The 23,040-nt window shown below is 63.4% G+C and carries 28 protein-coding genes; 17 read left to right on the forward strand and 11 right to left on the reverse strand.

Going from position 1 to position 23,040, the window contains the following annotated elements:
• Positions 1-123 precede the first annotated feature (123 nt).
• From recN to GC121_RS10735, 5 genes are all read left to right on the forward strand, one after another.
• Entirely contained in the window at positions 124-1,788 is a 1,665-nt protein-coding gene (gene recN / locus GC121_RS10715) for a DNA repair protein RecN (RefSeq protein WP_151974270.1), read from the forward strand.
• Positions 1,788-2,126 (forward strand): hypothetical protein, encoded by a 339-nt coding sequence (locus GC121_RS10720; RefSeq protein ID WP_151974271.1) that lies wholly within the window; start codon positions 1,788-1,790, stop codon positions 2,124-2,126. Before recN ends, GC121_RS10720 begins: the two co-directional genes overlap by 1 nt.
• Positions 2,126-4,222, forward strand: a complete 2,097-nt coding sequence (gene ligA, locus GC121_RS10725) for an NAD-dependent DNA ligase LigA (RefSeq protein WP_151974272.1) — start codon at positions 2,126-2,128, stop codon at positions 4,220-4,222. Before GC121_RS10720 ends, ligA begins: the two co-directional genes overlap by 1 nt.
• Positions 4,223-4,315: 93 nt before the next feature.
• Positions 4,316-4,669: a YciI family protein gene (locus GC121_RS10730; RefSeq protein WP_151974273.1), complete on the forward strand. Its 354-nt coding sequence runs from the start codon at positions 4,316-4,318 to the stop codon at positions 4,667-4,669.
• Positions 4,666-5,889, forward strand: a complete 1,224-nt coding sequence (locus GC121_RS10735) for an RNA polymerase sigma factor (RefSeq protein ID WP_151974274.1) — start codon at positions 4,666-4,668, stop codon at positions 5,887-5,889. Before GC121_RS10730 ends, GC121_RS10735 begins: the two co-directional genes overlap by 4 nt.
• Before the next feature lie 16 nt (positions 5,890-5,905).
• Here GC121_RS10735 and GC121_RS10740 read toward each other — a convergent pair whose 3' ends face one another.
• The 4 genes from GC121_RS10740 to GC121_RS10755 are packed head-to-tail and all read right to left on the reverse strand — an operon-like array spanning position 5,906 to position 9,133.
• A complete protein-coding gene (locus GC121_RS10740) occupies positions 5,906-6,595 on the reverse strand; it encodes a DUF2459 domain-containing protein (protein ID WP_151974275.1) in 690 nt (229 codons plus the stop codon).
• Positions 6,596-6,604: 9 nt separating this feature from the next.
• Complete coding sequence (locus tag GC121_RS10745; protein WP_151974276.1) at positions 6,605-7,510, reverse strand: 50S ribosomal protein L11 methyltransferase; 906 nt, start codon at positions 7,508-7,510, stop codon at positions 6,605-6,607.
• Entirely contained in the window at positions 7,507-8,418 is a 912-nt protein-coding gene (locus GC121_RS10750) for an MBL fold metallo-hydrolase (protein ID WP_199857833.1), read from the reverse strand. The genes GC121_RS10745 and GC121_RS10750 overlap by 4 nt, the downstream gene beginning before the upstream one ends.
• Before the next feature lie 4 nt (positions 8,419-8,422).
• Complete coding sequence (locus GC121_RS10755; protein ID WP_151974278.1) at positions 8,423-9,133, reverse strand: SDR family NAD(P)-dependent oxidoreductase; 711 nt, start codon at positions 9,131-9,133, stop codon at positions 8,423-8,425.
• Positions 9,134-9,333: 200 nt separating this feature from the next.
• Between GC121_RS10755 and sdhC the strand changes: the two genes are divergently transcribed.
• From sdhC to GC121_RS10775, 4 genes are read left to right on the forward strand one after another with little or no spacing between them, the layout of a single operon-like run.
• Positions 9,334-9,660 (forward strand): succinate dehydrogenase, cytochrome b556 subunit, encoded by a 327-nt coding sequence (gene sdhC / locus GC121_RS10760; protein ID WP_370513749.1) that lies wholly within the window; start codon positions 9,334-9,336, stop codon positions 9,658-9,660.
• 9 nt (positions 9,661-9,669) lie between these two features.
• Entirely contained in the window at positions 9,670-10,059 is a 390-nt protein-coding gene (sdhD, locus tag GC121_RS10765) for a succinate dehydrogenase, hydrophobic membrane anchor protein (protein WP_151974280.1), read from the forward strand.
• Positions 10,059-11,903 carry a succinate dehydrogenase flavoprotein subunit gene (gene sdhA, locus GC121_RS10770; protein ID WP_151974281.1) on the forward strand — a complete coding sequence of 615 codons (1,845 nt, stop codon included), beginning with the start codon at positions 10,059-10,061 and terminating at the stop codon, positions 11,901-11,903. Before sdhD ends, sdhA begins: the two co-directional genes overlap by 1 nt.
• A complete protein-coding gene (locus GC121_RS10775; protein ID WP_151974282.1) occupies positions 11,903-12,397 on the forward strand; it encodes a hypothetical protein in 495 nt (164 codons plus the stop codon). Before sdhA ends, GC121_RS10775 begins: the two co-directional genes overlap by 1 nt.
• A gap of 24 nt (positions 12,398-12,421) precedes the next feature.
• Here the strand turns inward: GC121_RS10775 and GC121_RS10780 are convergent, their stop codons facing one another.
• Together GC121_RS10780 and GC121_RS10785 are read right to left on the reverse strand one after the other, a co-directional pair.
• Positions 12,422-12,718: a type II toxin-antitoxin system RelE/ParE family toxin gene (locus tag GC121_RS10780; protein ID WP_151974283.1), complete on the reverse strand. Its 297-nt coding sequence runs from the start codon at positions 12,716-12,718 to the stop codon at positions 12,422-12,424.
• On the reverse strand, positions 12,711-12,950 hold the full coding sequence (locus GC121_RS10785) for a type II toxin-antitoxin system ParD family antitoxin (protein ID WP_151974284.1): 240 nt from the start codon (positions 12,948-12,950) through the stop codon (positions 12,711-12,713). The genes GC121_RS10780 and GC121_RS10785 overlap by 8 nt, the downstream gene beginning before the upstream one ends.
• A 101-nt stretch (positions 12,951-13,051) precedes the next feature.
• On the opposite strand from GC121_RS10785, the gene GC121_RS10790 reads away from it, so the two are divergent.
• From GC121_RS10790 to creD, 4 genes are all read left to right on the forward strand, one after another.
• Positions 13,052-13,678, forward strand: coding sequence for a LysE family translocator (locus GC121_RS10790; protein ID WP_151974285.1), 627 nt, complete (start codon positions 13,052-13,054; stop codon positions 13,676-13,678).
• A 52-nt stretch (positions 13,679-13,730) separates the two neighbouring features.
• On the forward strand, positions 13,731-14,114 hold the full coding sequence (locus tag GC121_RS10795) for a VanZ family protein (protein WP_151974286.1): 384 nt from the start codon (positions 13,731-13,733) through the stop codon (positions 14,112-14,114).
• A 98-nt stretch (positions 14,115-14,212) separates the two neighbouring features.
• A complete protein-coding gene (locus tag GC121_RS10800; protein ID WP_151974287.1) occupies positions 14,213-14,938 on the forward strand; it encodes a polysaccharide biosynthesis/export family protein in 726 nt (241 codons plus the stop codon).
• A gap of 182 nt (positions 14,939-15,120) precedes the next feature.
• Positions 15,121-16,524: a cell envelope integrity protein CreD gene (gene creD / locus GC121_RS10805; RefSeq protein WP_151974288.1), complete on the forward strand. Its 1,404-nt coding sequence runs from the start codon at positions 15,121-15,123 to the stop codon at positions 16,522-16,524.
• Positions 16,525-16,591: 67 nt separating this feature from the next.
• Here creD and GC121_RS10810 read toward each other — a convergent pair whose 3' ends face one another.
• Positions 16,592-17,218, reverse strand: coding sequence for an NrsF family protein (locus tag GC121_RS10810; protein WP_151974289.1), 627 nt, complete (start codon positions 17,216-17,218; stop codon positions 16,592-16,594).
• Positions 17,211-17,762, reverse strand: coding sequence for a sigma-70 family RNA polymerase sigma factor (locus tag GC121_RS10815; protein ID WP_151974290.1), 552 nt, complete (start codon positions 17,760-17,762; stop codon positions 17,211-17,213). Before GC121_RS10815 ends, GC121_RS10810 begins: the two co-directional genes overlap by 8 nt.
• Before the next feature lie 157 nt (positions 17,763-17,919).
• Here GC121_RS10815 and GC121_RS10820 point away from each other — a divergent pair, with 157 nt between their 5' ends.
• Together GC121_RS10820 and GC121_RS10825 are read left to right on the forward strand one after the other, a co-directional pair.
• Complete coding sequence (locus GC121_RS10820; protein ID WP_151974291.1) at positions 17,920-18,324, forward strand: BlaI/MecI/CopY family transcriptional regulator; 405 nt, start codon at positions 17,920-17,922, stop codon at positions 18,322-18,324.
• Positions 18,321-20,162 carry a M56 family metallopeptidase gene (locus GC121_RS10825; protein ID WP_151974292.1) on the forward strand — a complete coding sequence of 614 codons (1,842 nt, stop codon included), beginning with the start codon at positions 18,321-18,323 and terminating at the stop codon, positions 20,160-20,162. The genes GC121_RS10820 and GC121_RS10825 overlap by 4 nt, the downstream gene beginning before the upstream one ends.
• A 67-nt stretch (positions 20,163-20,229) precedes the next feature.
• On the opposite strand, the gene GC121_RS10830 is transcribed toward GC121_RS10825, so the two are convergent.
• Positions 20,230-21,090, reverse strand: a complete 861-nt coding sequence (locus GC121_RS10830) for a neutral zinc metallopeptidase (RefSeq protein ID WP_151974293.1) — start codon at positions 21,088-21,090, stop codon at positions 20,230-20,232.
• Positions 21,091-21,178: 88 nt separating this feature from the next.
• Between GC121_RS10830 and GC121_RS10835 the strand changes: the two genes are divergently transcribed.
• The gene (locus GC121_RS10835; RefSeq protein WP_151975704.1) at positions 21,179-21,940 is read left to right on the forward strand and encodes a 3-hydroxybutyrate dehydrogenase; all 762 of its coding nucleotides are present in this window, start codon (positions 21,179-21,181) and stop codon (positions 21,938-21,940) included.
• A gap of 107 nt (positions 21,941-22,047) precedes the next feature.
• Positions 22,048-22,413 (forward strand): hypothetical protein, encoded by a 366-nt coding sequence (locus GC121_RS10840; protein WP_151974294.1) that lies wholly within the window; start codon positions 22,048-22,050, stop codon positions 22,411-22,413.
• Positions 22,414-22,512: 99 nt separating this feature from the next.
• On the opposite strand, the gene GC121_RS10845 is transcribed toward GC121_RS10840, so the two are convergent.
• Positions 22,513-22,785 carry a type II toxin-antitoxin system RelE/ParE family toxin gene (locus tag GC121_RS10845; protein WP_151974295.1) on the reverse strand — a complete coding sequence of 91 codons (273 nt, stop codon included), beginning with the start codon at positions 22,783-22,785 and terminating at the stop codon, positions 22,513-22,515.
• On the reverse strand, positions 22,782-22,976 hold the full coding sequence (locus tag GC121_RS10850; RefSeq protein ID WP_151974296.1) for a stability determinant: 195 nt from the start codon (positions 22,974-22,976) through the stop codon (positions 22,782-22,784). Before GC121_RS10850 ends, GC121_RS10845 begins: the two co-directional genes overlap by 4 nt.
• Positions 22,977-23,040: the final 64 nt, after the last annotated feature.

Below are 23,040 nucleotides of genomic sequence, written 5' to 3' on the forward strand. Positions count from 1 at the left end.
CCCCCGGCTTCCTCACCGTGGTTATCCACAGGTTAACGCATCGCCCGATTCGAGTCGAATCGCAATTGCGGGCGCTCGCGCGTTGCGCGGAGTGTGGCAGCGTCGTATTGACCCAAAGCCGCCATGCTGACCTCGCTCTCCATCCGCAATATCGTGCTTATCGAAGCGCTCGATCTGTCCTTCGGGCAGGGGCTGGGCGTGCTGACGGGGGAGACGGGGGCGGGCAAGTCGATCCTGCTCGATGCGCTCGGCTTGGTGCTGGGCGCGCGCGCCGATAGCGGGCTAGTGCGCGCGGGCGAGGAGCAGGCGAGCGTGGCCGCGACTTTCGAATTTGCCGCCATGCCGGGCGGGATTGCCGAGGCGCTGGCCGAAGCCGAGGTCGATCTCGAACCGGGCGAACCGCTCATCATCCGCCGCCGGGTGAAGGCCGATGGCGGTTCCAAGGCGTTTGTGAACGACCAGCCCGTCGGCGTCGCCTTGCTCCGGCAATTGGCGGGCGCGCTGGTGGAATTGCACGGCCAGCACGATGATCGTGGTCTGGTGAACCCCAAGGGCCACCGCGACCTGCTCGACCGCTATGCGGCGGCGGATGTCGCGGCGGTGTCTTCCGCATGGCAGACGTGGCACGGCGCGCGGCGCGAGTTGGATGAAGTGCGCGCAGGCATTGCGCAGGCGAAGGCCGATCAGGATTTGCTGCTCGCGCATCTGGCCGAGCTATCCGCCATCGAACCGCAAGCGGGCGAGGAGGAGACGCTGGCGGGCGCGCGCAGCGATATGCAGAAGGGCGAGAAGCTGGCGGGCGATCTGGAGGAGCTGCGGCTCGTCTGGGACGGCTCCGACGCGCCATTGGCACGATTGCGCTCGGCGGCGCGCAAGCTAGACCGGATTGCACCCGAACATCCGCTGCTGGCCGAGGCATTGGCGGCGCTCGACCGCGCGGTGATCGAAGCGGGCGAGGCGGAGGAAAAGCTGGAAGCCGCGGCGGAGGCGCTGACGCATGACCCGCTCGAACTCGACCGCATCGAGACGCGATTGTTCGAACTGCGGGCCTTGGCGAGGAAGCATGGGTGCCAGGTCGATGATCTGCCCGAAGTGATGCGATCCTTGCGTGCCAAGCTCGACGCGATCGAACAGGGCGATGCCGATCTGGCGGATTTGGAGAAAGCGGCGGCGACGGCTGGCGCGGCCTATCGTAAGGCGGCAGAGGCCTTGCACGCCGCGCGCGTGAAAGCGGGCGCGCTGCTCGACAAGGCGGTGGCGGCGGAACTCGCACCGTTGAAGCTGGACGCGGCGCGGTTCCAGACATCGGTGAGTGTTTTGGACGAAGACCGGTGGGGGCCGAGCGGGATGGACGCGGTGGAATTCCTCATCGCGACCAATCCCGGCGCGGACTTCGCACCCTTGAACAAAATTGCCTCAGGCGGCGAACTCTCCCGCTTCATCCTCGCGCTGAAAGTGGCGCTGGCCGAACAGGGCGGGGCGGCAACGGTGATTTTCGACGAGATCGACCGCGGCGTGGGCGGCGCGGTGGCGAGTGCCATCGGTGAACGCTTGGCGCGGCTGGCGGATGGCGGGCAGTTGCTCGCCGTCACGCACTCGCCGCAAGTGGCTGCACGCGGGCGCACGCATTACCTGATCGCCAAGGCTTCGAGCGGGACGGTGACGAAGACTTCGGTCGCAAGGCTGGATGCCGAAGGCAGGCAGGAAGAAATCGCGCGGATGCTGTCCGGTGCCGAAGTGACACCGGAAGCGCGTGCGCAAGCGGATCGGTTGCTGGAGGGGGTTTGATGAGTCGAGGTATCAAGTCCCATGGACTGGATTGGTTCTTCGCCATCGCGCTCATCGGACTGGTTTGTGGCCTCTACCTCGCGGCCCCTTGCACAACCTTCGATCCTTTTTTTGTCGAGCCCAATCCGTTTTTTGCGTATGCTTGGCCCCTAAGCGTTCCCCTCATCATTGTATGGGCAATGGTCGGCAGGAGGGTTGTTAATGGCAAGCTACGTCTTGCCGGTTGGATTATGCTGTTCTTATTTGTTCTGGCCGGATGGTTTTTCGGCTTCGTCGAAACCTACATCTGGTGGCACAGCAACAAAGCCAGCGGGGCCCCTTGGCCGGAGTTTTGTTAATGCCTGAGTCATCCGAAGCCGAAGCCGCGAATGAGCTGATGCGGCTTGCGCGGGAGATCGCGAAGCATAACCGGCTCTACCACGCCGAGGATTCGCCCGAGATTTCCGACGCGGATTATGACGCGCTCGTCCGTCGCAATGCCGAGCTGGAGGCCGCGTTCCCGCACCTGGTGCGCGAGGATTCGCCTTCGCGGCAGGTCGGTGCGGAGATTGCTGCCTCGCCGCTTTCCAAGGTGACGCACGAGGTTCGTATGATGAGCCTCGACAACGCCTTCTCGGACGAGGAAGTGCGCGAATTCACCGCCCGCGTGCGCCGCTTCCTCTCGCTGCCCGAAAGCGAGCCGGTCGCCTTCACCGCCGAGGACAAGATCGACGGCCTCTCCTGCTCGCTGCGGTATGAAAAGGGAGAACTGGTGCTCGCCGCCACGCGCGGGGACGGGCAGGAGGGCGAGAACGTCACTGCCAACGTCCGCCACATTGCAGATATTCCGGAGCGGCTGGCGGGCGGCAATGTGCCCGAGGTGTTCGAGATTCGCGGCGAGGTCTACATGGCCAAGAGCGATTTCGCCGCGCTCAACGCCGCGCAGGAGGCGGCAGGGGGCAAGCTGTTCGCCAATCCGCGCAATGCCGCCGCCGGATCGCTGAGGCAGAAGGATGCGAGCGTCACCGCTGTCCGCCCGCTGCGGTTCTGGGCGCATGGCTGGGGCGCGGCCTCCGAAGTGCCGGGCGAGACCCAGTATGACGTGATGCGGATGATCGAGGAGTGGGGCGTGCCGGTCTCCCCGCTGTTCGTCCGCGCGCATTCGGCGGAGGAGATGCTGGCGCATTACCGCGAGATCGAGCGCCGCCGCGCGGACCTGCCCTATGATATCGACGGCGTCGTCTACAAGGTCGACCGGATCGATTACCAGCAGCGCATGGGCTTCGTCGCCAAGGCGCCGCGCTGGGCGCTGGCGCACAAGTTCCCGGCGGAAAAGGCACAGACCACGCTGGAAGCGATCGACATCCAGATCGGGCGCACGGGCAAGCTGACTCCGGTCGGGCGGCTGACGCCGGTCACCGTGGGCGGCGTTACCGTCACCAATGTCACGCTGCACAATCGCGACGAAATCGCCCGGCTCTGCGTGCGTCCGGGGGACCGGGTGGTGGTGCAGCGCGCGGGCGACGTGATCCCGCAGGTGGTCGAGAACCTTACCCGCGACGAGGACCGGCCCGCCTTCGCGTTCCCCGCCGAATGCCCCGAATGCGGCAGCGAGGCGGTGGCGGAGGAGGGCGAGGTCGATGTCCGCTGCACCGGCGGCCTTATCTGCCCCGCCCAGCGCACCGAGCGCCTCAAACACTTCGTCAGCCGCGCCGCGCTCGATATCGAGGGGCTGGGGGAGAAGACCATTGACCAGTTCTTCGCGCTCGGCTGGCTGGAAAGCCCCGCCGACATCTTCCGCCTGAGAGACCGCGAGGCGGAGATTCTCGCGCTGGAGGGGTGGAAGGAAAAGTCGGTGCAGAACCTGCTCGCCAGCATCGAGGCGAAGCGCGGCCCCGATGCTGCAAGGCTGCTGTTCGGGCTCGGCATCCGCCATGTCGGCGCGGTGACGGCGCGGGATTTGATGAAGCATTTCCACACACTTGAAGAAGTACGCTGTGTTTCGATGACAGCGAACGCGGAGCATTTTCCAACCACCGAGAGCTATTCCGAAGATGAGATACGCGATGCTGCCATCTCCATGTTCTCGATTGACGGAATTGGTGGTGCGGTTGTTCAAGCGTTGGGAGCCTTTTTCCACGAGGAACACAATCGCGCCGTGTGGGACGATCTGCTCTCCGAAGTCTCCCCGCCGCGCTACGAGGTCGAAACGCTCGACAGTCCGGTAGCGGGCAAAACCGTCGTCTTCACCGGCAAGCTCGAAACCATGAGCCGCGACGAAGCCAAGGCGCAGGCCGAACGGCTGGGCGCGAAGGCCTCCGGCTCGGTCAGCGCGAAGACCGACCTGCTGGTCGCCGGGCCGGGCGCGGGCAGCAAGCTGAAGAAAGCGGCAGAACTCGGCATCGAAGTGATCGACGAAGCGGGCTGGGCCGCGATTGTGGCGGCGGCGGGATAATTTTTTTCGCGGGTGCTGTCGAATTGACGCTTCCCGCAACGTCTCTCCTGTGAAACCACGCCAGAACGGTGCGGTCGAAGACGGAGAAACGTGATGCAATATATGCTGATGATCCATGAGGATGAGAGCGCCTATGCCGGTGCCGGGGGCGAGGCGCTGATGGCCGAAACGATTGGCAAGCACATGGCCTTTGCCGAAAGCCTTGCCAAAGCCGGCATCGCCATGTCGGGCAACCGGCTGCATCCGGCGGGGACTGCAACCACGATCCGCTGGAACCACGGCGAACACGCGCTGCACGATGGCCCCTTTGCCGAAACGGTGGAGGAACTCGGCGGCTATTACATCATCAACGTCGCCGATCTCGACACAGCGATTGCGTGGGCGAAGCAAATCCCGATCCCCGGCAAGGGCGCGATTGAAGTGCGTCCGGTGTGGGACATGGAATGAGCGGAGCGCGGTCCCGCCTTGCGGACCGCATTGCCGGCGCGCGGCCGCGTGTCGTTGCGGCACTGGCTGCGCGCTGGCGCGATCTTGATCTGGCGGAGGATGCCTTCGGCGCGGCGTGTGAGGCGCTGCTGTTGCACGGCGGCGAGGACGTTCGCGATCCCGCCGCCTGGCTGTATCGCGCGGCCCTGCGCAAGGCGATTGATGCCAAGCGCAAAGCGGGACGGGATGCGCGCATCGGAGAAGCGGCGATGACGATGGGCGACACGCATACGGTGCTGGCCATGCCCGAACCGATCTCGGACGAGCGTTTGCGGCTGCTGTTCGTCTGCTGCCATCCGGCGCTGGCGCCTGACGCGCGCGTCGCCTTGGCGTTGCGAGTCGTCTGCGGTGTCAGCACGGAACATATCGCGCGCGCCTTTGCAGTGCCCGTTCCCACGATGCTGCAGCGCATTACCCGCGCCAAAGCCAAGATCGCCAAGGCGAAAATTCCCTTCGAACTGCCGCCACGCCGCGAATGGCCGGAGCGCGCCGCATCGGTGCTCGGCGCGCTCGAAGTCAGTTTTACGCAGGTTTACGAGGAGCATAGCGAGGCCGGACAAAGCGAAATTGCTGATGATGTTGTGCGGCTGGCGAAAATGCTGGTCGAGCTGCTGCCCGATCATGCCGAGGCCAAGGGCTTTGCCGCGCTAGTCCTGCTCGCAGGCTCCCGCCTCCGGGCGCGGCACGATGATGAAGGGGCGATGGTGCCGCTGTCGCAGCAGGATCCGGCGCTTTGGGATTCTGCGATGATCGAGGAAGGGCGGGTGCTGCTGGATGAGGCCGCGGCGCTAGCGGATCCGGGGCCGTATCAATTGCTGGCGGCCATCCATCTCACCCATGCGCGGCGCTTGTATGATGGCACTGTCGATGCGCGGGCGGTCGCTACCCTCTATGCGGGGCTAACGGTGCTGCGCCCGGGGCCGATTGTGGCGATCAATCACGCGCTTGCCTTGGCCGAGCTGGAGGGGCCGGTGGCCGGTCTTGCGGCGTTGGACGCTGTTGGCGCCGACACGCTGGCAAACCATCGGCCGCTCTGCGTCGCGCGGGCGCGCTTGCTCGAACGTCTCGGACGCGAGCGCGAAGCGGCAGCAATGCTCGACCGGGCGCTGGCCACCGCGCCGCCCGCGGCCGAGCGGCTTTACCTTTTGAAGTGGTGTTCCCGCTTGGCTGCGCAGGGCTGATCCACAAACCCGCCGCTTACTCGCCTTCGGGCACCGGAATCCACTTGGTCACGCCGCCCGCCAGCGGAGTCCAGAAACCCATCGGGATGCCCGCATCGGTTAGCCGTTCGCCCACCCATTCGTTGCAGGTGTTGCCCATCGAATATTCGCCCAAGGCTTCGTAATAGGCATCATCGGCATAGGTGCCGGTGAGGATTTCGCGCTCGCCTGCGGCAATAACCGGCAGGTCTTCCTCGATACTGGCGACGAGCCGCGCATATTGGTCCTCGCTGATGCGCAGCGGGCGGTAATTGCTGCTGGGAGCAGGGCGCAAATAGCGGCTGACGCGGACCAGCGGGTCGCCGCCGACGGTGGCGATGCGCAGTGCGGTCGCCGCTTCCAGATCGCCCCAGGTCGGCACGTTCAGGAACACCTCGCGCTCGCCATAGCCGATGGCGATATGCGTGGGCGCTTCGCCGCCGGGCAGCGGGTGCGCGGCGCTGGGAAAGGTCTCGCGCCAGTCCTTCTGCGCGTTGACCACCGGCACCACGATGCCGGTATGCGTGCCATTGGTTTCGATGAGGATTTCCACCCCGCTCGCGGGCTCTTCCCATCCGGCATTTTGCGGGATCGAACTGCCGACCAGCGCGGCGACAGGGTAACCGACCAGCACCATGGCGAGCATGGCGACGATGCTGAGCGAGACATGGATGATGCGCTGCTTCATCGGGAGCCCTTATCCTGTGAACCGCGCCCGGAGCCAGAGGATGCTCCAGTCGCCGCCTGTCAGCCGCGCTTGCAGGCGGAACCCTGCGCGGCGGTAGGCGGCGCGCACTTGGGGTTCCTGCGTGGTGAGCAGGCCCGAAAGGAGGATGTTGCCGCGTGGGGTGACGGCGCTGGCAAAATCCTGCGCCATTTCGATCAGCGGCCCGGCAAGGATATTGGCGATCAGCAGATCGAACGGCGCGGCGGCTTCGAGGTGCGGATCGTCCATCCCGTCTGCCACCACCATGCTGCACTGGCCGGGGCCGTTGCCGATGGCGACGCCGTTGCGCAGCGCATTGTCGATCACTGCGGGCTCGCACACCGGATCAATGTCGCTCGCGGTGACGACCGCGCGCGGCCACAGATCGAGCGCCGCAAAAGCGAGCAGGCCGGTGCCCGTGCCGATATCGGCGATATGGCGCGGGACGAGGCCTTGGGCGCGCATTGTGTCGAGCATGACGAGGCAACCGGCGGTTGTTTCATGGTGCCCAGTGCCGAAGGCCTGCGCGGCGGGGATGCAGAAATTGGTGACGCCTGCATCGGGCGAGGGGGCGTGTTCGGGCGTGTGGACGAAGAAACGGCCCGCGCGGATCGGCTCGACCCCGCGCTGGCTTTCGCTCACCCAATCGGTTTCGGGGAGCGCCTCGGCAGTGAGTTTGGGCGGATCATCGCCGAACAGCGCCGCCACCGCCTTGCGCTGCTTCGTCGTAGGCTTGGCGGCAAGATAGGCGTCGAGCTGCCACACATCGGGCGCGTCGGGAGCCGTCTCGAACGCAGCGAGGGTGATCGCATCGTCCCAGTCAAACGCCTCGTCTCGCGCATCAAGCGCGGCTTCGATGCGGGCTTTGGAGGCGATGGCGGAGAGTTTGTGGTTCACTGCGCGGCCCCGGCTTCCTCGGCCAGCCGGCGCGAGAGGCGGGTGTCCATCAGTTCGGCATATTCGGCGCAGTTCATGCCACTGGTCAGGTCGCCCGCAAGCAGCTTGTCACGCATCCCGCTGGAGGACGGGTGGGGGGTGAGCAGGATATCGCAATCGAGCTCCATCAGCCGGGCAAGGCCATCACGGAACGCCTCGACATAATCGGGATGATCGGAGAAGCGGTAATCGTCCGAGGATATCGCGGAGAGGCTGTCGGCGTAGACGATGGTCAAGCATTCGCCTTCGTCATTGCAGCTTTCCCATTGCCAAGTCAAAGCGCCGGGCGTGTGGCCGGGTGTTACGATCGGATTAAATGAAATGCTGGTCCCAGATGGCACTTCGGTAACAGTAACCGGCCCTTCGCCAGCTGTCCCTTGCACTCGCTGCGCCGACGCCATTGGCTGGTGGATTCCATGTTGCGGGTCGTCTTCCGATGAGAAACCGGTTGTGAGAACTTCGACCGCAGGATGGCCAGTTACCACATATTGGACGAACCCCTCGGCCTGCATCGATGCGAGGCCGCCGACATGATCGAAATGCTCATGGCTCACTAGAATCGCTTCAATTCTGCTAGGGCGAAAACCGAGTGCCCGAATATTTGCGATAACCGACGCGGAACTCTCTGCCGTTCCTGTGTCAAGCAGCACCAATTGGTCGCCGTTCGCGACAAGCAGGACAGCAATTCCGCAGGTGCCTACATAATAGGTGTTGCCATGCACACGGAACGGCGGCCCCGGCTTGTCCCACTCGCCCCAGTCTTCGCAGGCCTCTGTCCATGTCGCGAAGGGATCGGGATCGGGCTGGGGTGCAGGGGTTTGCGCGGCAACGCAGGATGAGAGGAAAAGCGGCGCGAGGGCGGCCAGCAAGTATTTAACGGACAAAGCTCGCTCCATTCGCGTCAATTACCGCGCCCGTCATGCTCGCCGGTGCATCGAGCGCGCAGAAAGTGGCGATCTGCGCGATTTCTTCCGGCTCGGCCACGCGGCCCAGCGGGATGTCGGCGAGGAGGCCGTCGCCGCCCCGGCTCGCCAGATAATCGCCCGCCATGCTGGTATCGGTGAAACCCGGGGTGATGGCGAAGCTCAAAATGCCCTCTGCGGCATAGGCGCGGGCGATGGTTTTGTGCATCGCCACCATGCCGCCCTTCGCCGCAGCATAGTGCCAATGCGCAGGACTATCCCCGCGATAGGCGGCGCGGCTGGCGATATGGACGATGCGGCCTGCGCATTTGCGCTCCTGCCAGTGGCGCACGGCAAAGCGGCTGAGTTGCGCGGCGCTGGTGAGGTTGATGCGCATCGTATCCTCCCACCGGTCGAGCCATTCGATATCGCTCGCATGCATCGGGCTTTGTTCGAACAGTCCGGCATTGTTGATGAGCACGTCAATCCGCCCGTCCAGCCGCTCCAGCGCCTCCTGCCACAGCATTTGCGGCGCGGAAGGTTCGGCAAAGTCGGCGGCAATCGTGTCGGCATTCACGGGCCGGGTGGCGTGACCGATCACCGTCGCCCCGCGCTCGCGCAGGGTGCGGGCGATAGCAAGGCCGATGCCGCGCGATGTGCCGGTGACAAGGATATGGGTCATGGGAAAAACCCATAGCGTGCAGGCGGGTAGCGGGGAAGGGGCCAGTGGTACCATCCCAATTGCGCACACTTAGACCAAAGGTGGCGCTTGTCTCATGCGGGTGATGCGCTAAGTGGGCACCGACAGTCGATTCAACGGGACGGACAATGGCAAACAGGCCGCTTTCACCACACCTTTCGATCTGGAAATGGGGGCCGCATATGGCGGTTTCCATCCTCCACCGCGTCACTGGAGACGGCATGGCTCTGGTCGGCCTGTTCGTCCTGCTGTGGTGGCTGGGCGCTTTGGCGAGCGGGCCGGACTATTACGCTTGGTTCGCGGGGCACGCAGGCAGCTGGTACGGCACCGTGGTGCTGGTCGGGCTGACCTGGGCCTTCTTCAACCATGCTTCGAGCGGCATCCGCCACTTCGTCCTCGATACCGGCGCTGGGTACGAGCTGGATGCCAACCGCAACTGGTCTTGGGTCTCGATGCTGCTGCCGATCGTGCTGACGGGCGCCCTTTGGGCCTTCATCCTGCTTCGCTGAGGAATTGTAATGGGTAACGGAACTTCCATCGGCCGCGTGCGCGGTCTCGGCTCGGCCCACGACGGCGCGCATCACTGGCTGGTGCAGCGTTTCACCGCGGTCGGCAACCTTGTCACCGTGCTGTTCCTCGGCATTTCGCTGGTGATGCTGCCCGATCTCGATCACGCCACGGTGACCGGCTGGATTAGCGAGCCGATCCCCGCCTTTATGCTAGCGCTGCTCGTCATCACCACCTTCTGGCATGCGCGGCTTGGGCTGCAAGTGCTGATCGAGGATTATGTCCACGAAGCGGGCAGCAAGTTTGCCGCGCTGCTCGTTCTCAACCTTCTTACCTTCGCAGGGGCCGGGTTCGGCCTGTTCTGCATTGCGCGCCTGTCGCTGGGCGCAGGAGCTGCCTGATGGCCCGCAACGCCACTTACGAAATCAACGGACGCGCTTACCCGATTACCGACCACACCTATGATGTGGTGGTGGTGGGCGCGGGCGGATCCGGCCTGCGCGCCACGATGGGCGCGGCGGAAGCCGGCCTGCGGACGGCGAACATCTCCAAGGTCTTCCCGACGCGTTCGCATACCGTGGCCGCACAAGGCGGGATCGCGGCGAGCCTTGGCAACAACACGCCCGATCACTGGTCTTGGCATATGTATGACACGGTGAAGGGTGCCGACTGGCTGGGCGATCAGGACGCGATCGAATATCTGGCGCGCGAAGCTCCGCAGGCGGTGTATGAGCTGGAACACGCCGGTGTTCCCTTTTCGCGCAACGAAGACGGCACGATCTACCAGCGCCCGTTTGGCGGCCATATGCAGAATATGGGCGAAGGCCCGCCGGTGCAGCGCACCTGCGCCGCGGCTGACCGCACGGGGCACGCCATGCTCCACGCGCTGTATCAGCAGAGCCTCAAATACTCGGCCGATTTCTACATCGAATATTTCGCCATTGACCTGATTATGACGGGCGAAGGCGCGAACCGCCGTTGCGTCGGCGTGATCGCCATGTGTTTGGATGACGGGACGATCCACCGCTTCCGCAGCCACGGCGTGGTGCTGGCGACGGGCGGCTATGGCCGTTGCTACTACACCGCGACGTCTGCACACACCTGCACCGGCGATGGCGGCGGGATGGTGCTCCGCGCAGGCCTGCCCTTGCAGGACATGGAATTCGTGCAGTTCCACCCCACCGGAATTTACGGCGCGGGCGTGCTGATTACCGAAGGCGCGCGCGGCGAGGGCGGGTATCTCACCAACTCAGAAGGCGAGCGGTTCATGGAACGCTATGCCCCCTCGGCCAAGGATCTGGCGAGCCGCGACGTCGTCTCCCGCTCGATGGCGCTTGAAATGCGCGAAGGGCGCGGGGTGGGGCCGAATGGTGACCACATCTACCTCCACCTCGACCATATCGACCCGAAGGTGCTGGCCGAGCGGCTGCCCGGTATCACCGAAAGCGGCAAGATCTTCGCCGGCGTCGATCTGACCCGCGAACCGCTGCCGGTGACCCCGACAGTGCATTACAATATGGGCGGCATCCCCTGTAACTATCACGGCGAAGTCGTGACCATCGGGCCGGACGGAAATCCCGACCATGTGGTGCCCGGCCTGTTCGCAGTGGGCGAGGCGGCCTGCGTTTCGGTGCACGGCGCGAACCGCCTCGGCTCGAACTCGCTGATCGACCTCGTGGTGTTTGGCCGCGCAACCGGCTTCCGCCTGAAAGAGCTGATCAAGCCCGGCGCGGCGCATGACGAATTGCCCGCCGACAGCGCGGATATGGCGCTCACCCGTCTCGACCATTTCCGCCACGCCGATGGCGGCTCGCCCACGGCGGAGCTGCGCAAGGAAATGCAGCAGACGATGCAAAAGCACGCCGCCGTGTTCCGCGACAGCGCGCTGATGGGTGAAGGCGTTAGCAAGCTGGCCGAGACTAACAAGCGGCTGGAGGACGTGAAAGTCCACGACCGCTCGCTCATCTGGAACAGCGATCTGATCGAGACGCTGGAGCTCGACAATCTGATGGCGCAGGCGGTGGTGACGATGTCCTCGGCCGAAAACCGCAAGGAAAGCCGCGGCGCGCACGCGCATGAAGACTTCCCCGAGCGCGACGATGCCGGTTGGATGAAGCACACCGTGGCCTGGTTCAAAGGCTGGGGCGGATCAGGCGGCGATGTAAAGATCGACTACCGCCCGGTGCACGAATACACGCTGACCGACGACGCGGAGTATATCAAGCCGAAGAAGCGGGTGTATTGATGGGCGTAAAGGTCAGCTACCTAGATGGTCCGCCGCTAGAGTATCGCGGATCAATTGATACCGATGTTGCGGTTCGCATCTTCGGTTTTAATGAGGACGGGACTGTCGACCTACAATTGAACCTCTCAGTGCCAGAGGCCAAACCAGATGACCCCGAACCGTCGCCTGCGCAAATCGAATCGGTGCAGCGATTCTTTCCTCATGTTCCGGCAACGATATCATCAAGACAGGCGCACGCAATCCTATGCTACCGCGACTATGCCCGAGCAGTAGCCGACGAGGTCGCACCCTACATGGAGTTCTCTCGCAAGGGAGTTTTAATCCAGATAATCGCCACCTTAGTCTCTCACGATGAACGGATCGCAAAGGATGTGCGGAGTTGGGCAGAGCGTCGGTTTATCCAACATAGCGGCGATCCTCGCATAAAAACCACAAAACATTTTAAGAATTTAGCCAGCATCTGTGCTCAAGTTGTGAAAGATATAGCTCTCTGATACCTAAAGAACAGTTTGTTTGAATTATCGATCAAGATCATCCGGCACATCATCGCGCTCGTGCACGATCCGCACTACGATCAGTTGAGAGTCATTCGTCCGGTAAATGATCCGGTGCGATCCGCTTTTCAGCTTCCGGTATTCGGGCGACAGTCCGTAAACCGCGCTGCCAATGCCGGGAAACTCCGCTGCAAATTCGATCTGGCTGCGGATATCGGCGAGATATTTCTTGGCTTGGGTCTGGCCCCACTCTGCAATCGTATAGTCCGCGATTTCTTCCAGCTTCGTATGAACATGCGGCGTGTAAACGATTTCAAGCATCGGGGAATTTGCGCGCCATGAACCCGTCCCAGTCGAACGGCACAGGTTCGCCGCTTTCCTCACCCTCGCGGACAAGCTGGCGCAGTCGCTCGACCTTGGTGTCCTGTGCTTCAGCACGGCGCATCGCATCGCGGATCACTTCGCTGATCGATCCAAACTCGCCAGAAGCGACCTTGCGGCGGGCATATTCTTCGTAGTGCTCGCCGAGCGATATCGAGGTGTTTTTTCCCATGGCTTGGCCGTATACCAAAAATTGGTAACTGCAGCAAGCAGTGCAGCAGCCTTCATTTTCTGGCATTCCACTTCGGCACCTGCGATCCCCGCCAGCTCCATTTGGACACCACCCACTTGCCCCTAACCCTCTCCTTCGCGCTCACCACCTTGTTGATCGAGCTGACGCCCGGGCCGAACATGGTCTGGCTGGCTTTGCTCAGCGCGCGTGAGGGGTTGCGGGCGGGGTTGGCGGCGGCGCTTGGCATCCTCTGCGGCCTGACTGTGTTGATGATCGCGGTCGTGCTGGGGTTTGCGCGGCTTGTCGCGGAATGTCCGGCGCTCGGCCAAGCCATGGGTTTTGTGGGAGTCGCCTTCATGGTCTGGCTCGCCTGGGATGCCTGGCGAGAGAGCAATACGGGTAGTTGGGAGGCGGCAAACGACCAGTCGGGCGAGCAGAAGGCCTTCCGGCGGGGTTTCCTGATCAATCTGCTCAACGCCAAGGCTGCGCTGTTCTTTCTCACCGTGTTTCCGAATTTCATCGATGATGCGCACACGCCTGCGCCGCAGTATCTAGTGCTGGGGCTGATCTATCTTGCGATTGCCACTGCCATCCATATCGCACTGGCCTTTGGCGGCGAGACGCTTGGCGCGTATATCAGGCACAAGGCCAACAGCGTCACGGTGCGCGCCGGATCGGCACTGGCCTTGCTCGCCGCCGCTGCCTGGATGGCGAGCAAGGCGTTTTAGGACGTGGTAGCCATTTCCGGTTCATTCCGGGCGCGTTAGCCTGCGAAAAGGTATGAAACCCGCCATCCTCCGCCTCCTTTGGTTCGTCTGCCTGTGCGCAATCCTGTACTTCGCGCTTGCGCCTGCCAGCGCCGGAGGGCTGGGCGGTGCGTCCTATCACGGGGTGGCCTTCTTCATCCTCGGCCTGTTGACGCCCGCCGCTTTCCCGAAGGGCAATCTTGTCCTTGTCTGGCTGGTGCTGCTGGCGCTGGGCGGATGTATCGAGGCGGCGCAGGGCGCGCTCGCCACGAACCGCATTCCCTCGTGGGACGATTTTCTCACCGATGCCATCGCTGCCAGTGTGGGAGTGCTCTATTACAAGCTGTGGACGGTGCTGCGCCGCCCCGCCGCACCCGATGCTAAGGCCTCCGCCGATGATGCTCCGGCGAACCCGTAACACCGCGCAACATTCGCGGCTTTGCGGTTGCGAAAGCGCGGCAATGGCCGTAGTCGAACCGGCATAGGCAAGCGCGCCAGACACACGAGGATTTTGCTTTGACCCGTTTCCGCATGATGTTCGCCGCCGCCATGGCGCTTGTGCTCGCCGCCTGTGCCACCACCACGCCGCCGCTGGGCGGTGCGCCGGGGGTCGAGGTTTCCGATACAGCCACTTTGCCGGCGCCCACTTTCGAAGATTTCGGGCCGGAACCCGATGAAGGTCTGATCCGCCCTCTCGATGTGATCCAGGTTGACGTGTTCGGGATCGAGGAGCTGTCGCGCGTGGTGCGAGTCGGCACCAATGGCACGTTCGATTATCCGCTGATCGGCAGCGTGGAGGCATCGGGGCTGACCACGGACGAGCTTTCCTACCAGCTCGAAAACCGTCTCCGCGACACCTATGTCCGTAACCCCGATGTGACCTCGCAGATCACCGCGCGCAACGAACAATTCTTCACCATCGGCGGCGAGATTGACCGGCCGGGGCGTTTCCCCATCACCTCCACCGTTACGCTGATGGAAGCGGTCGCGATTGGTGGCGGGTTTGACGAATATGCCAACCAGTCCGAAGTGCTGGTGTTCCGCACGGTTGAGGGCCAACGCTACATCGGCGTGTACAATCTGCAAGGCATCCAGCGCGGCAATTATCCCGATCCGGTGATCTATCCGCGCGATATCGTGATGGTCGGCGATTCCCCCAGCCGTCGCCGTCTGGACACGATCCTGGCTCTGGTGCCGACGATCATCCAGCCGCTGATCCTGCTGGAGCGCGTCGCCAACTGATCGGCGACCGCGCGCCGGTTACCTGTCGTTCTTCGCAAAGTCCTCAGTAACCCCACACTTATGGGAGTGTGGGCGCGCATCCTTGCGCGCTAGGGATTGCATGGCGGCTACATCCATTCACTTGAAATTCAGTTCGTCGCTCACAATGCACGGTTCATCGTGAAACAGGAGGAGTTACGACAATGGCCAAATCACGAAGTCCGGGAATGAAATTGCTGCTGACAGCAGTGATTGCGGGGGTGCTGATCGTTCCGCTGATGATGGTTTACGCGCTGGTCTGGGATCGCCAGAGCCAGTCCGAAACCGCGCAGGCGCAGATCACGGCGGGCTGGGGCGGCCCGCAAACGGTGACCGGGCCGCTGCTCGTCATCCCCTACACAGCAACCGAAAACAGCAGCGAGACGGTGGACGGCGCAACCGTGACGCGCGAGCGACAGGTGCGGCGCGAGCTGTTCGTCTCGCCGCAAACGCAGGCGGTGGAAACCGCGATCGATCCTGACCGCAAAAGCTATGCGATTTACGAGAGCATCGTATACGAGGCCGCCATCAGCGGCACCGCGCAATTCGCGCTGACTGATGATTTGCAGCGGCTCGGCATCGCGCGCGAGGCCCTGCTGCTCGATGCGGCGGAATTGCGCTTCGGCGTGTCTGATCCGCGCGGGCTGACCGACGGGGCGCGGGTGACGGCCAATGGCGAGGCGCTGGCGCTCAATCCCGGCGGCGGTCCGTTGGCGACGGGCGGCTCGGGCTTTTCCACACCGGTCAGCTGGGCAGGCGATGCGCCGCTCACCGTGCGCTGGGAATACGGGCTGCGTGGCAGCAGCTCGCTCGGCATGGTGCCGCGCGGCGGCGAGACGTCGTGGAATATCACTTCGCAATGGCCGCATCCCAGCTTCACCGGCAATTTCCTGCCCAATAACCGCGAGGTGACGGGCGAGGGGTTCACCGCATCCTATAGCGGCATCACCAATCTGGCGCTGGGCGAGCGGCTGCTCTCGGTCAGCGACCACGCACCGCCCGCCGATGAACGGATGGAGGGCTATGCCGTTGGCTCGGGCGCTGATCCGGTGCTGGAGGCGGCATCGAGCGCGGTGACGCGCATTGCGCTGGTCGATCCGGTCGATCTCTACAGCCAGGTTGATCGCGCGGTTAAATACGGTTTCCTGTTCATCGGCTTCACCTTCGCCGCTTTCCTGATGTTCGACATTGTCGGCGGCGCGAAAGTGGCGAGTGCGGAATATCTGCTCACCGGTGTGGGCTTGATCCTGTTCTTCGTGCTGCTGCTGGCCTTTGCCGAAATCGTCGGCTTCGCGCTGGCTTACGTGATCGCGGCGGCGGCGGTGATCGGGCTTTTGACTGCCTATAGCGCAGCTGTGCTCGGCACGTGGAAGCGCGCGGGCTTTATCGGGGGGATGCTGGCGGGGCTGTATGCGCTGCTCTTCGTGCTGCTGAGCATGGAGACATTCTCATTGGTAATCGGCGCGGTGCTGCTGTTCGTGGCGCTGGCGGGCATCATGTATGCGACGCGTAATGTCGAATGGTCGGCCATCCGGCAGGAGGATGACGGCAGCGCTGGCTTCGCCTGATCCGGCGACAACTGACAGGGGGGAAGGGGGCTGGCCTTGCGGGGCCGGCCCCCATTTTTGTGCGAAGTTACCAGCGCAGCAGGCGCGGGCCGGTCAGCCAGCCGATCGCGGCCATGGCGAGGATCGGCGCCACGTAGAACGCCGTCATATAGCCCATGCCGAGTTCGGGGCAGAAGGGGGCATAGGCGGTCATCGCCACCGCGCCGCCAAACAATCCGGCCACCAGCCCCGCTTGCCGCAAATTGACCGGAGCGAGCGAACGCATGGCCAGCACCGCCAGCCCGAAAGCGGGGGGGCTGATAATCGTCATCGCGGCAAGGCAGCTGCGCCACGTGGCTCCATCGGCGACAAAGCCCCGCATGGAGACTTCAAAAGCCAGCAGCGCCACCACCGGCACAAACGGCACGGCGAGCGCGATCATCGCCGCTTTGCCCGGCTTGCCCGGTTGCCCCAGCACAAACAAAGCCGCGCCCGCGAGCAGCAGCAGCGTGAAGGAAAAGCCCCATTTCACCGCAATCGGGCCGACACCGTAAAGGGTGACGCTGGCAAAGGCATCCTCCAGCACCAGCGCAGTCGCCGCGCCGCCCAGCACCACAGCGCCCAGCAGCAGCGCGAAAAACCGCACCGCGTGGCGGGGATCGCGCTGCGCGCCGCTATCGGCAAGGCGATCGATCAGGGCTTCGAGATCAGTCATGTTTTTGCTCGTTCACAATATCTTTCAGCCGCAGCATGCCGCGATGCACGCGCAGCTTCATGGCTGACACGCCGATGCCCGCCTGGTGGGCCGCTTCGGCGCTGGTCAAACCTTCAAGATGGGTCAGCCGGATCGCCTCTGCCTGCGCGTCGGGCAATTCGCCGAGCAGGGCGGCAATGTCGACATCGGCAAAGGTATCCGCCGCCACGGCAAGATCGGCCTCGTCATCCAACACCAATCTGCTGCGTCCGCGTTTGCGCCAGTGATCGATCAGCTTGTAATTGGCAATCGCATACATCCACGGCCCGACCGGTCGCCCAGGATCGAGCGTGTGGCGCTTTTCATGCAAGGCGATCAAACAATCCTGCAACACATCTTCCAATTCACTATCGGCCCCGATCTTGCGCGCCAGCATTACGCGGACACGCTGCGACGCCTCGGCCAGAAACTGCCGATACGCCGCACGATCCCCGTCCCGCGCCGCCACAATCAAATGGTCGAGCACGTCGGCAGAGGCCTGTTCCTGTTGTTCACTTCGTGTCATTTGTCCCCACGGTTACAGCTTTTCGCGCGAAAGGCCGCTCGGGTTACACGCCAGATTGCACCGTCCGCTGATACCTGCACCTGCTGGCGATTGCGTTCAACCGGCATTCAGATTACAAACGTAATCGTTGAACTCTGGCAAGTCAGGGAGGACGCGAGTGACTGCCCGAGTTGAGAGCGATGCCAATCAAACCGGTGCGGACCGTATCAGCGATGCCGAACACGCGGTGATGGAGGCCCTGTGGGCCAAGTCGCCGCAAACGGCTGCCGAAGTGTGCGAGGAAGTCTGCGGGCAACGCGGCTGGTCGATGCCCACGGTCAAAACGTTGCTCTCCCGTCTGGTGCAGAAGGGCGCGCTGGCAACGCAGCCCGATGGCCGCCGCTTCCTCTACACCCCGCTGATTGCGCGCTCGGCCTATGTCGGCACCGAAAGCAAGCGGCTGGTCGAACGCCTGTTTGGCGGCCGCGCCGCGCCGCTTCTGGCGCATCTGGCGGAGAACGAGGCGCTGACCGCCGATGACATTGCCGAGATCGAGCGGCTGCTGGCGGAGCTCAAGAAATGATCGCGCTGGGGGGAGCCGATATCGCCAGCTGGCTGGTCGATACCTTTGTCATCACCGCGCTGCTGATAGGGCTGATCCTGTTGGTGCGACGGCGCGTCGCGGAACTGTTCGGGCCGCAAATCGCCTATGCGCTATGGGCGCTGCCCCTGCTGCGCTTTGTCATGCCGCCGCTGGTGCTGCCTGCATGGATGCAGCCTGCGCTGCCCGCGGCAGAGGCTGCGCCAGTTGCAGCGGGCGTAGAGGGGGCGGCTCCGGTACTGGTCTATCTCTCGGGGCCAGATGCGGCCGCTGCGCCGCCCAGCGAAGCGCCGTGGTTTGATCTTACGCACACCGACATTCTGCTGCCGCTCTGGCTTGGCGGAGCGGCGATCTTCCTTGCCTTGCGCGTGCGCGGGTATGTGCGGATGCGCCGCGATCTGCTCGCGCGGGCGCGCCCCGTGGGCGAAGCGGGCAAGGTGCGGCTGGTGGAAACGCCTGCGGTTACCGCGCCGGTGGCCTTCGGCATCCGCGACAAGGTTGTCGCCCTGCCGCCCGAATTTATGGACCGCATCGATGTAACCGCCCGCGATATGGCTATCGCGCATGAGCTGGAGCATCACCGCGGACACGATCTTCTCGCCAATATCGCGGCGCAGCCGCTGTTGGCATTGCACTGGTTCAATCCGCTCGCCTGGTGGGGCTGGCGAGCGATGCGCAGAGATCAGGAGGCCGCGTGCGATGCGCGCGTTGTCGCTGGCCGTGCGCGGTCGGAAAGAGCTGCCTATGCCGAGGTAATTGCGGGCTTCGCCGCCGGTCAGCACCTCGCTCTGGCGGCTCCGATGGCCTGTCCGGTGCTCGGCGAGAAGAGCATAATCCACCGTTTGAGGAGCCTCACCATGACAGATATTTCCGCCCGCCGCCGCCGCATTGGCATCGCCGCTTTGGCCACCACTGCACTGGCGCTGCCGCTGACCGCGTCGATCAGCTACGCGCAGGCAGAGCCGGTCGATCCGCCCGCTGCGCCTGCCGCACCGCAGGCCCCCGGCGCACCGGATGTGCCGCAGCCTCCTGCCGCACCGCCGGTGGGGGAGCCTGTCGGCGATCCCGAAGTCGAGGTGGTGGTGATCGATGGCGAACAGGTCATCACCATCAGCCACGATAGCGTGAGCGAGGATGGCGAACGCCATGTGACCCGCCGCGTCATCCGTCGCCCCGTAGAGCCGGGAACCGATGGCAGTCTGAGCGAAAGCGAGCTGGACGAACTGCTTGCCGAACTCGATGGCGATCTGGCCGACCTGGACCGCGAGATCGAGCGCAATGTCGAACGCAATGTCGAGCGTGTCGTGTTTGTATCGCGCGACGGGCGCGCTCCCGAAATCCACGAGTTGCGGGGTGTCGAACCCGACTGTGCGGGCGGCGAGACGGTTGCAGAGGTCGATCTCGGCAATAGGCGCCGGGCGATGATGATCTGCACCGCGAACATCGAAATGCAGGCGCAGGCGCAGGCAGCGGACGGTCTGCGTGCGGCGATGGCCTCTATCGAGAACAACCCGCAAATCCCCGCCGAAACACGGCGCGAAATTATTCGTGAATTGGAGCGGGCGGTTGAGGAAATGGAAGCCGCCAGTGCGCGGATCGGCGCGGTGTCGTCGCGCGCCATGCCCAAAGTTCCGAGCACGGTGCAGCCCCCGCAGCCACCGGTTCCGCCGCGCGTGACGTTCGGGTTTACGGCATCACCCCGTCCTGCCCCCGCAGCCGCACGGGTGACGCCGATGGCGCACCCCTTGACCGGCCGCGTCGTGAGCGAGGCGGTGGAGGATTGCCCTGAAACCCGCGCGCCGGTGCGCGCTACCGCTTAAGGCTGAAGGTCAATCGCCTACGCCAGGCGGCGCTCCCCGCGTGGGAGCGCCGCCTTTTGCATCGGGTCTAGCGGATATTGAGGATTTCGTTGTCGCAGCGGTCGCTGCTGCCGCTGTCCAGTCCCAGCCGCAGCGCCGCCATACGTTGCTGGCTGCTCCCGTGGGTGAAACTTTCCTGGCTCAGTCGCCCGCCGCTCAACCGGTCATCGCCGATAGCGGAGGCGGCGTTCATGCCTTCCTGTAAATCGCCCGGTTCGATGAGGTTGCGGTTGAGGCCCGCCCATACGCCTGCATAGCAATCGGCGTGCAGCTCCATCAGCACCTGCAACTGGTTGCTGCGCCGCGGGTTCTGCGATTGCGCGCTGCGGATCGAATCGGAGACGCCGGTGATCGTCTGCACATGGTGCGCATATTCGTGCGCCACGACATAGACGCGGGCAAAGTCGCCGCGCTCGCCCGACATTTGCGCCAGCTGGTCGTAAAAGCCGACATCGATATACATCGTTTCGTCTGCCGGGCAGTAGAACGGCCCCATGCCCACATTGCCTTCGCCGCATCCGGTGTTGAACCGCTGCGCGGTGGCGAATTCGAGGCGCGGCTGCCGGAAGCGTTCGCCCATGCCCTCCTGCTGGAAGCGCACCGCCCAGGTCTCGTTGAGCGAGGTCAGCGCGGCGCAGCTTTCGCTGGCATAGGCGTTGGAGGAACAGATCGCCTGTTCGTCCTCGCTGGCGGAGACCTGCTGGCCCCCGCCGCCTTGCGCGCCTTCCATCGCGCCGATCATCTGGCCGGGGTCAACTCCGAAAACGAGCGCGCCGATCAGCACCACGACAATCCCGCCGCAACCGATACTGCCGCCGCGCCGCACGCCGCCGCCCCCGCCGGTAGTGCCGACATTGATCTTGCTGGTGTCGAATGGATTTAACCGCATCGCTGACCCTCATCCCCGTCTTCGCGCAAAATTCACTGGACGCTCTTTGTCACAGCATTAGGACGCTTGTGAAATCAAATTCATGGAGATGCAAATGTTCCTCACCGGCAAGCGCGCCCTCATCACCGGTTCCACCTCGGGCATCGGCCTCGCCATCGCCCGCGCGCTGGCGGCAGAAGGCGCGCAAGTGGTGCTCAACGGCTTCGGCGACGCAGACGAGATCGCCCGCCTGTGTGACGAGCTGGGTGCGACGCATTCGGGCGCGAATCTGCTGAAGGTGGACGAAATCGAAGCAATGATGGCGGAGGCGGGGCCGGTCGATATTCTCGTCAACAATGCCGGGATGCAGCACGTTGCCCCGGTGGAGGAGTTTCCGCTCGACCGGTGGGAAATGATTATCGGGCTGAACCTCTCCGCCGTGTTCCACACCACGCGGATCGCCGTGCCGGGGATGAAGGAAAAGGGCTGGGGCCGCATCATCAACACCGCCTCCGCGCATTCGAAAACCGCCAGTCCGTTCAAGAGCGCCTATTGCGCGAGCAAGCATGGCGTCGACGGCTTTACGAAGGCAGTGGCGCTGGAACTGGCACAAAGCGGCGTGACGGCGAATTGCATCAGCCCCGGCTATGTCTGGACGCCGCTGGTGGAAGGACAAATCCCCGACACGATGAAAGCGCGCGGCATGACCGAGGAGCAGGTGAAGAACGAGGTGCTGCTCGCCAAACAACCGACCAAGCGCTTCGTGCAGGTCGAAGAAGTGGGCGCGCTCGCCGCATTCCTGTGCCGCGAGGAGGCGGGCAACGTCACCGGTGCGAACTGGAGCATCGACGGCGGCTGGACGGCGGAGTGAGCAATCTTGAAGTCTACAAATTCGACCGATGGTTCAGCTTTGGATGCCTATTTCTGGTGGTCGCCATTGTGCCAATCATTAGTGTTCACGAATTTGCGACTACGGGAATGATCGATCTCGATAGGGTGAGCGAAGGACGATGGCCGTTGCCCGCTTGGCTCGCATACAGTGTCGGGTGGTTTTGCCTTCTTCTCCAGACAGTTATTGTTTTTATTCCGGCCGCTCGTTCGATTCTGCGTGGCTATGAATTCATCATCAAAGGCAATGAACTGGTGGTGGCGGGGAAGCGCCTCATAAGGGAAGAGATTGGTACGCGAAGACGAACGCATTTTGGTTTGGTCTTGGAGACAAACGACACGAAGGTTCGATTTCTTCCATGGCTCAATTCTTCGGGCATAAAAGCGATCGAGGACTTTCTCGCGGCTGATAGGCGGGTGGCTTCGCTGAAGCGCGTTGCCGACTTCACATCATAGGCCAACGGCTTAGTGTTGATTTAGCGAAGATGTAGCTCTTGCCGATAGCAGAGTGGTTGGGAAGTCGTCCTATTTTGCGAGCGGTATGTTGTACAAGTCTCAGGGATATTGCTGGCGGGAATGGATCACCCCGACAATTTCGATGCAGTCCGTGCTCACGCGGTAGATCAATATGTAGTTCGGATGCAGCACCGCTTCGCGCGTGTTGGGCAAGCGGCCGCTTCTGAACATATACGGGAATTGCGCAATCCGCTCGGCAAAGTCGAAGGCGCGGTCGCGGAGACGGTAGGCCGCCGCTTCATCGTAATCCGAGATATAGTCGATGATCGTCCGAAGATCGTCGCGGGCATTCGGACGCCAGATGACCTTCAATTGCTTTCTGCCGCCTGCTTTGCCTTCTTGGCCTCAAGCATGGTGTCAATTTCCGCGATTACTTCGTCATGTGGAATGGAGGGGCGAGGATCAGCAAGCGATGCCTCGACCTTCTGCTTCAGCCATGCCTCATAAGCAGCCTCTTCCTCAGCCGAGGAGAATTCCGAGATAAGGGGCGAGTATTTGCTCATGTGGCTGGCATACACCGGATTGCGCGCCTCGCAAAGTGCGACTCCATCCGGAACGGATGCACCC

Origin of the sequence: Erythrobacter sp. EC-HK427, assembly GCF_902498745.1 — a bacterium.
Classification (GTDB): domain Bacteria; phylum Pseudomonadota; class Alphaproteobacteria; order Sphingomonadales; family Sphingomonadaceae; genus Alteraurantiacibacter.

What these genes read in the sequence shown, in the direction of transcription:
- GC121_RS10755 (WP_151974278.1), bottom strand. Translation starts at nt 9,133, where the DNA reads ATGACCCATATCCTTGTCACCGGCACATCGCGCGGCATCGGCCTTGCT.
- GC121_RS10780 (WP_151974283.1), bottom strand. Translation starts at nt 12,718, where the DNA reads ATGCTTGAAATCGTTTACACGCCGCATGTTCATACGAAGCTGGAAGAA.
- sdhC (WP_370513749.1), top strand. Translation starts at nt 9,334, where the DNA reads ATGGCGGTTTCCATCCTCCACCGCGTCACTGGAGACGGCATGGCTCTG.
- GC121_RS10785 (WP_151974284.1), bottom strand. Translation starts at nt 12,950, where the DNA reads ATGGGAAAAAACACCTCGATATCGCTCGGCGAGCACTACGAAGAATAT.
- ligA (WP_151974272.1), top strand. Translation starts at nt 2,126, where the DNA reads ATGCCTGAGTCATCCGAAGCCGAAGCCGCGAATGAGCTGATGCGGCTT.
- GC121_RS10840 (WP_151974294.1), top strand. Translation starts at nt 22,048, where the DNA reads ATGATCGATCTCGATAGGGTGAGCGAAGGACGATGGCCGTTGCCCGCT.
- GC121_RS10835 (WP_151975704.1), top strand. Translation starts at nt 21,179, where the DNA reads ATGCAAATGTTCCTCACCGGCAAGCGCGCCCTCATCACCGGTTCCACC.
- GC121_RS10735 (WP_151974274.1), top strand. Translation starts at nt 4,666, where the DNA reads ATGAGCGGAGCGCGGTCCCGCCTTGCGGACCGCATTGCCGGCGCGCGG.
- GC121_RS10825 (WP_151974292.1), top strand. Translation starts at nt 18,321, where the DNA reads ATGATCGCGCTGGGGGGAGCCGATATCGCCAGCTGGCTGGTCGATACC.
- sdhD (WP_151974280.1), top strand. Translation starts at nt 9,670, where the DNA reads ATGGGTAACGGAACTTCCATCGGCCGCGTGCGCGGTCTCGGCTCGGCC.
- GC121_RS10720 (WP_151974271.1), top strand. Translation starts at nt 1,788, where the DNA reads ATGAGTCGAGGTATCAAGTCCCATGGACTGGATTGGTTCTTCGCCATC.
- GC121_RS10850 (WP_151974296.1), bottom strand. Translation starts at nt 22,976, where the DNA reads ATGAGCAAATACTCGCCCCTTATCTCGGAATTCTCCTCGGCTGAGGAA.
- creD (WP_151974288.1), top strand. Translation starts at nt 15,121, where the DNA reads ATGGCCAAATCACGAAGTCCGGGAATGAAATTGCTGCTGACAGCAGTG.
- GC121_RS10730 (WP_151974273.1), top strand. Translation starts at nt 4,316, where the DNA reads ATGCAATATATGCTGATGATCCATGAGGATGAGAGCGCCTATGCCGGT.
- GC121_RS10795 (WP_151974286.1), top strand. Translation starts at nt 13,731, where the DNA reads ATGAAACCCGCCATCCTCCGCCTCCTTTGGTTCGTCTGCCTGTGCGCA.
- GC121_RS10830 (WP_151974293.1), bottom strand. Translation starts at nt 21,090, where the DNA reads ATGCGGTTAAATCCATTCGACACCAGCAAGATCAATGTCGGCACTACC.
- GC121_RS10815 (WP_151974290.1), bottom strand. Translation starts at nt 17,762, where the DNA reads ATGACACGAAGTGAACAACAGGAACAGGCCTCTGCCGACGTGCTCGAC.
- recN (WP_151974270.1), top strand. Translation starts at nt 124, where the DNA reads ATGCTGACCTCGCTCTCCATCCGCAATATCGTGCTTATCGAAGCGCTC.
- GC121_RS10775 (WP_151974282.1), top strand. Translation starts at nt 11,903, where the DNA reads ATGGGCGTAAAGGTCAGCTACCTAGATGGTCCGCCGCTAGAGTATCGC.
- GC121_RS10810 (WP_151974289.1), bottom strand. Translation starts at nt 17,218, where the DNA reads ATGACTGATCTCGAAGCCCTGATCGATCGCCTTGCCGATAGCGGCGCG.
- GC121_RS10740 (WP_151974275.1), bottom strand. Translation starts at nt 6,595, where the DNA reads ATGAAGCAGCGCATCATCCATGTCTCGCTCAGCATCGTCGCCATGCTC.
- sdhA (WP_151974281.1), top strand. Translation starts at nt 10,059, where the DNA reads ATGGCCCGCAACGCCACTTACGAAATCAACGGACGCGCTTACCCGATT.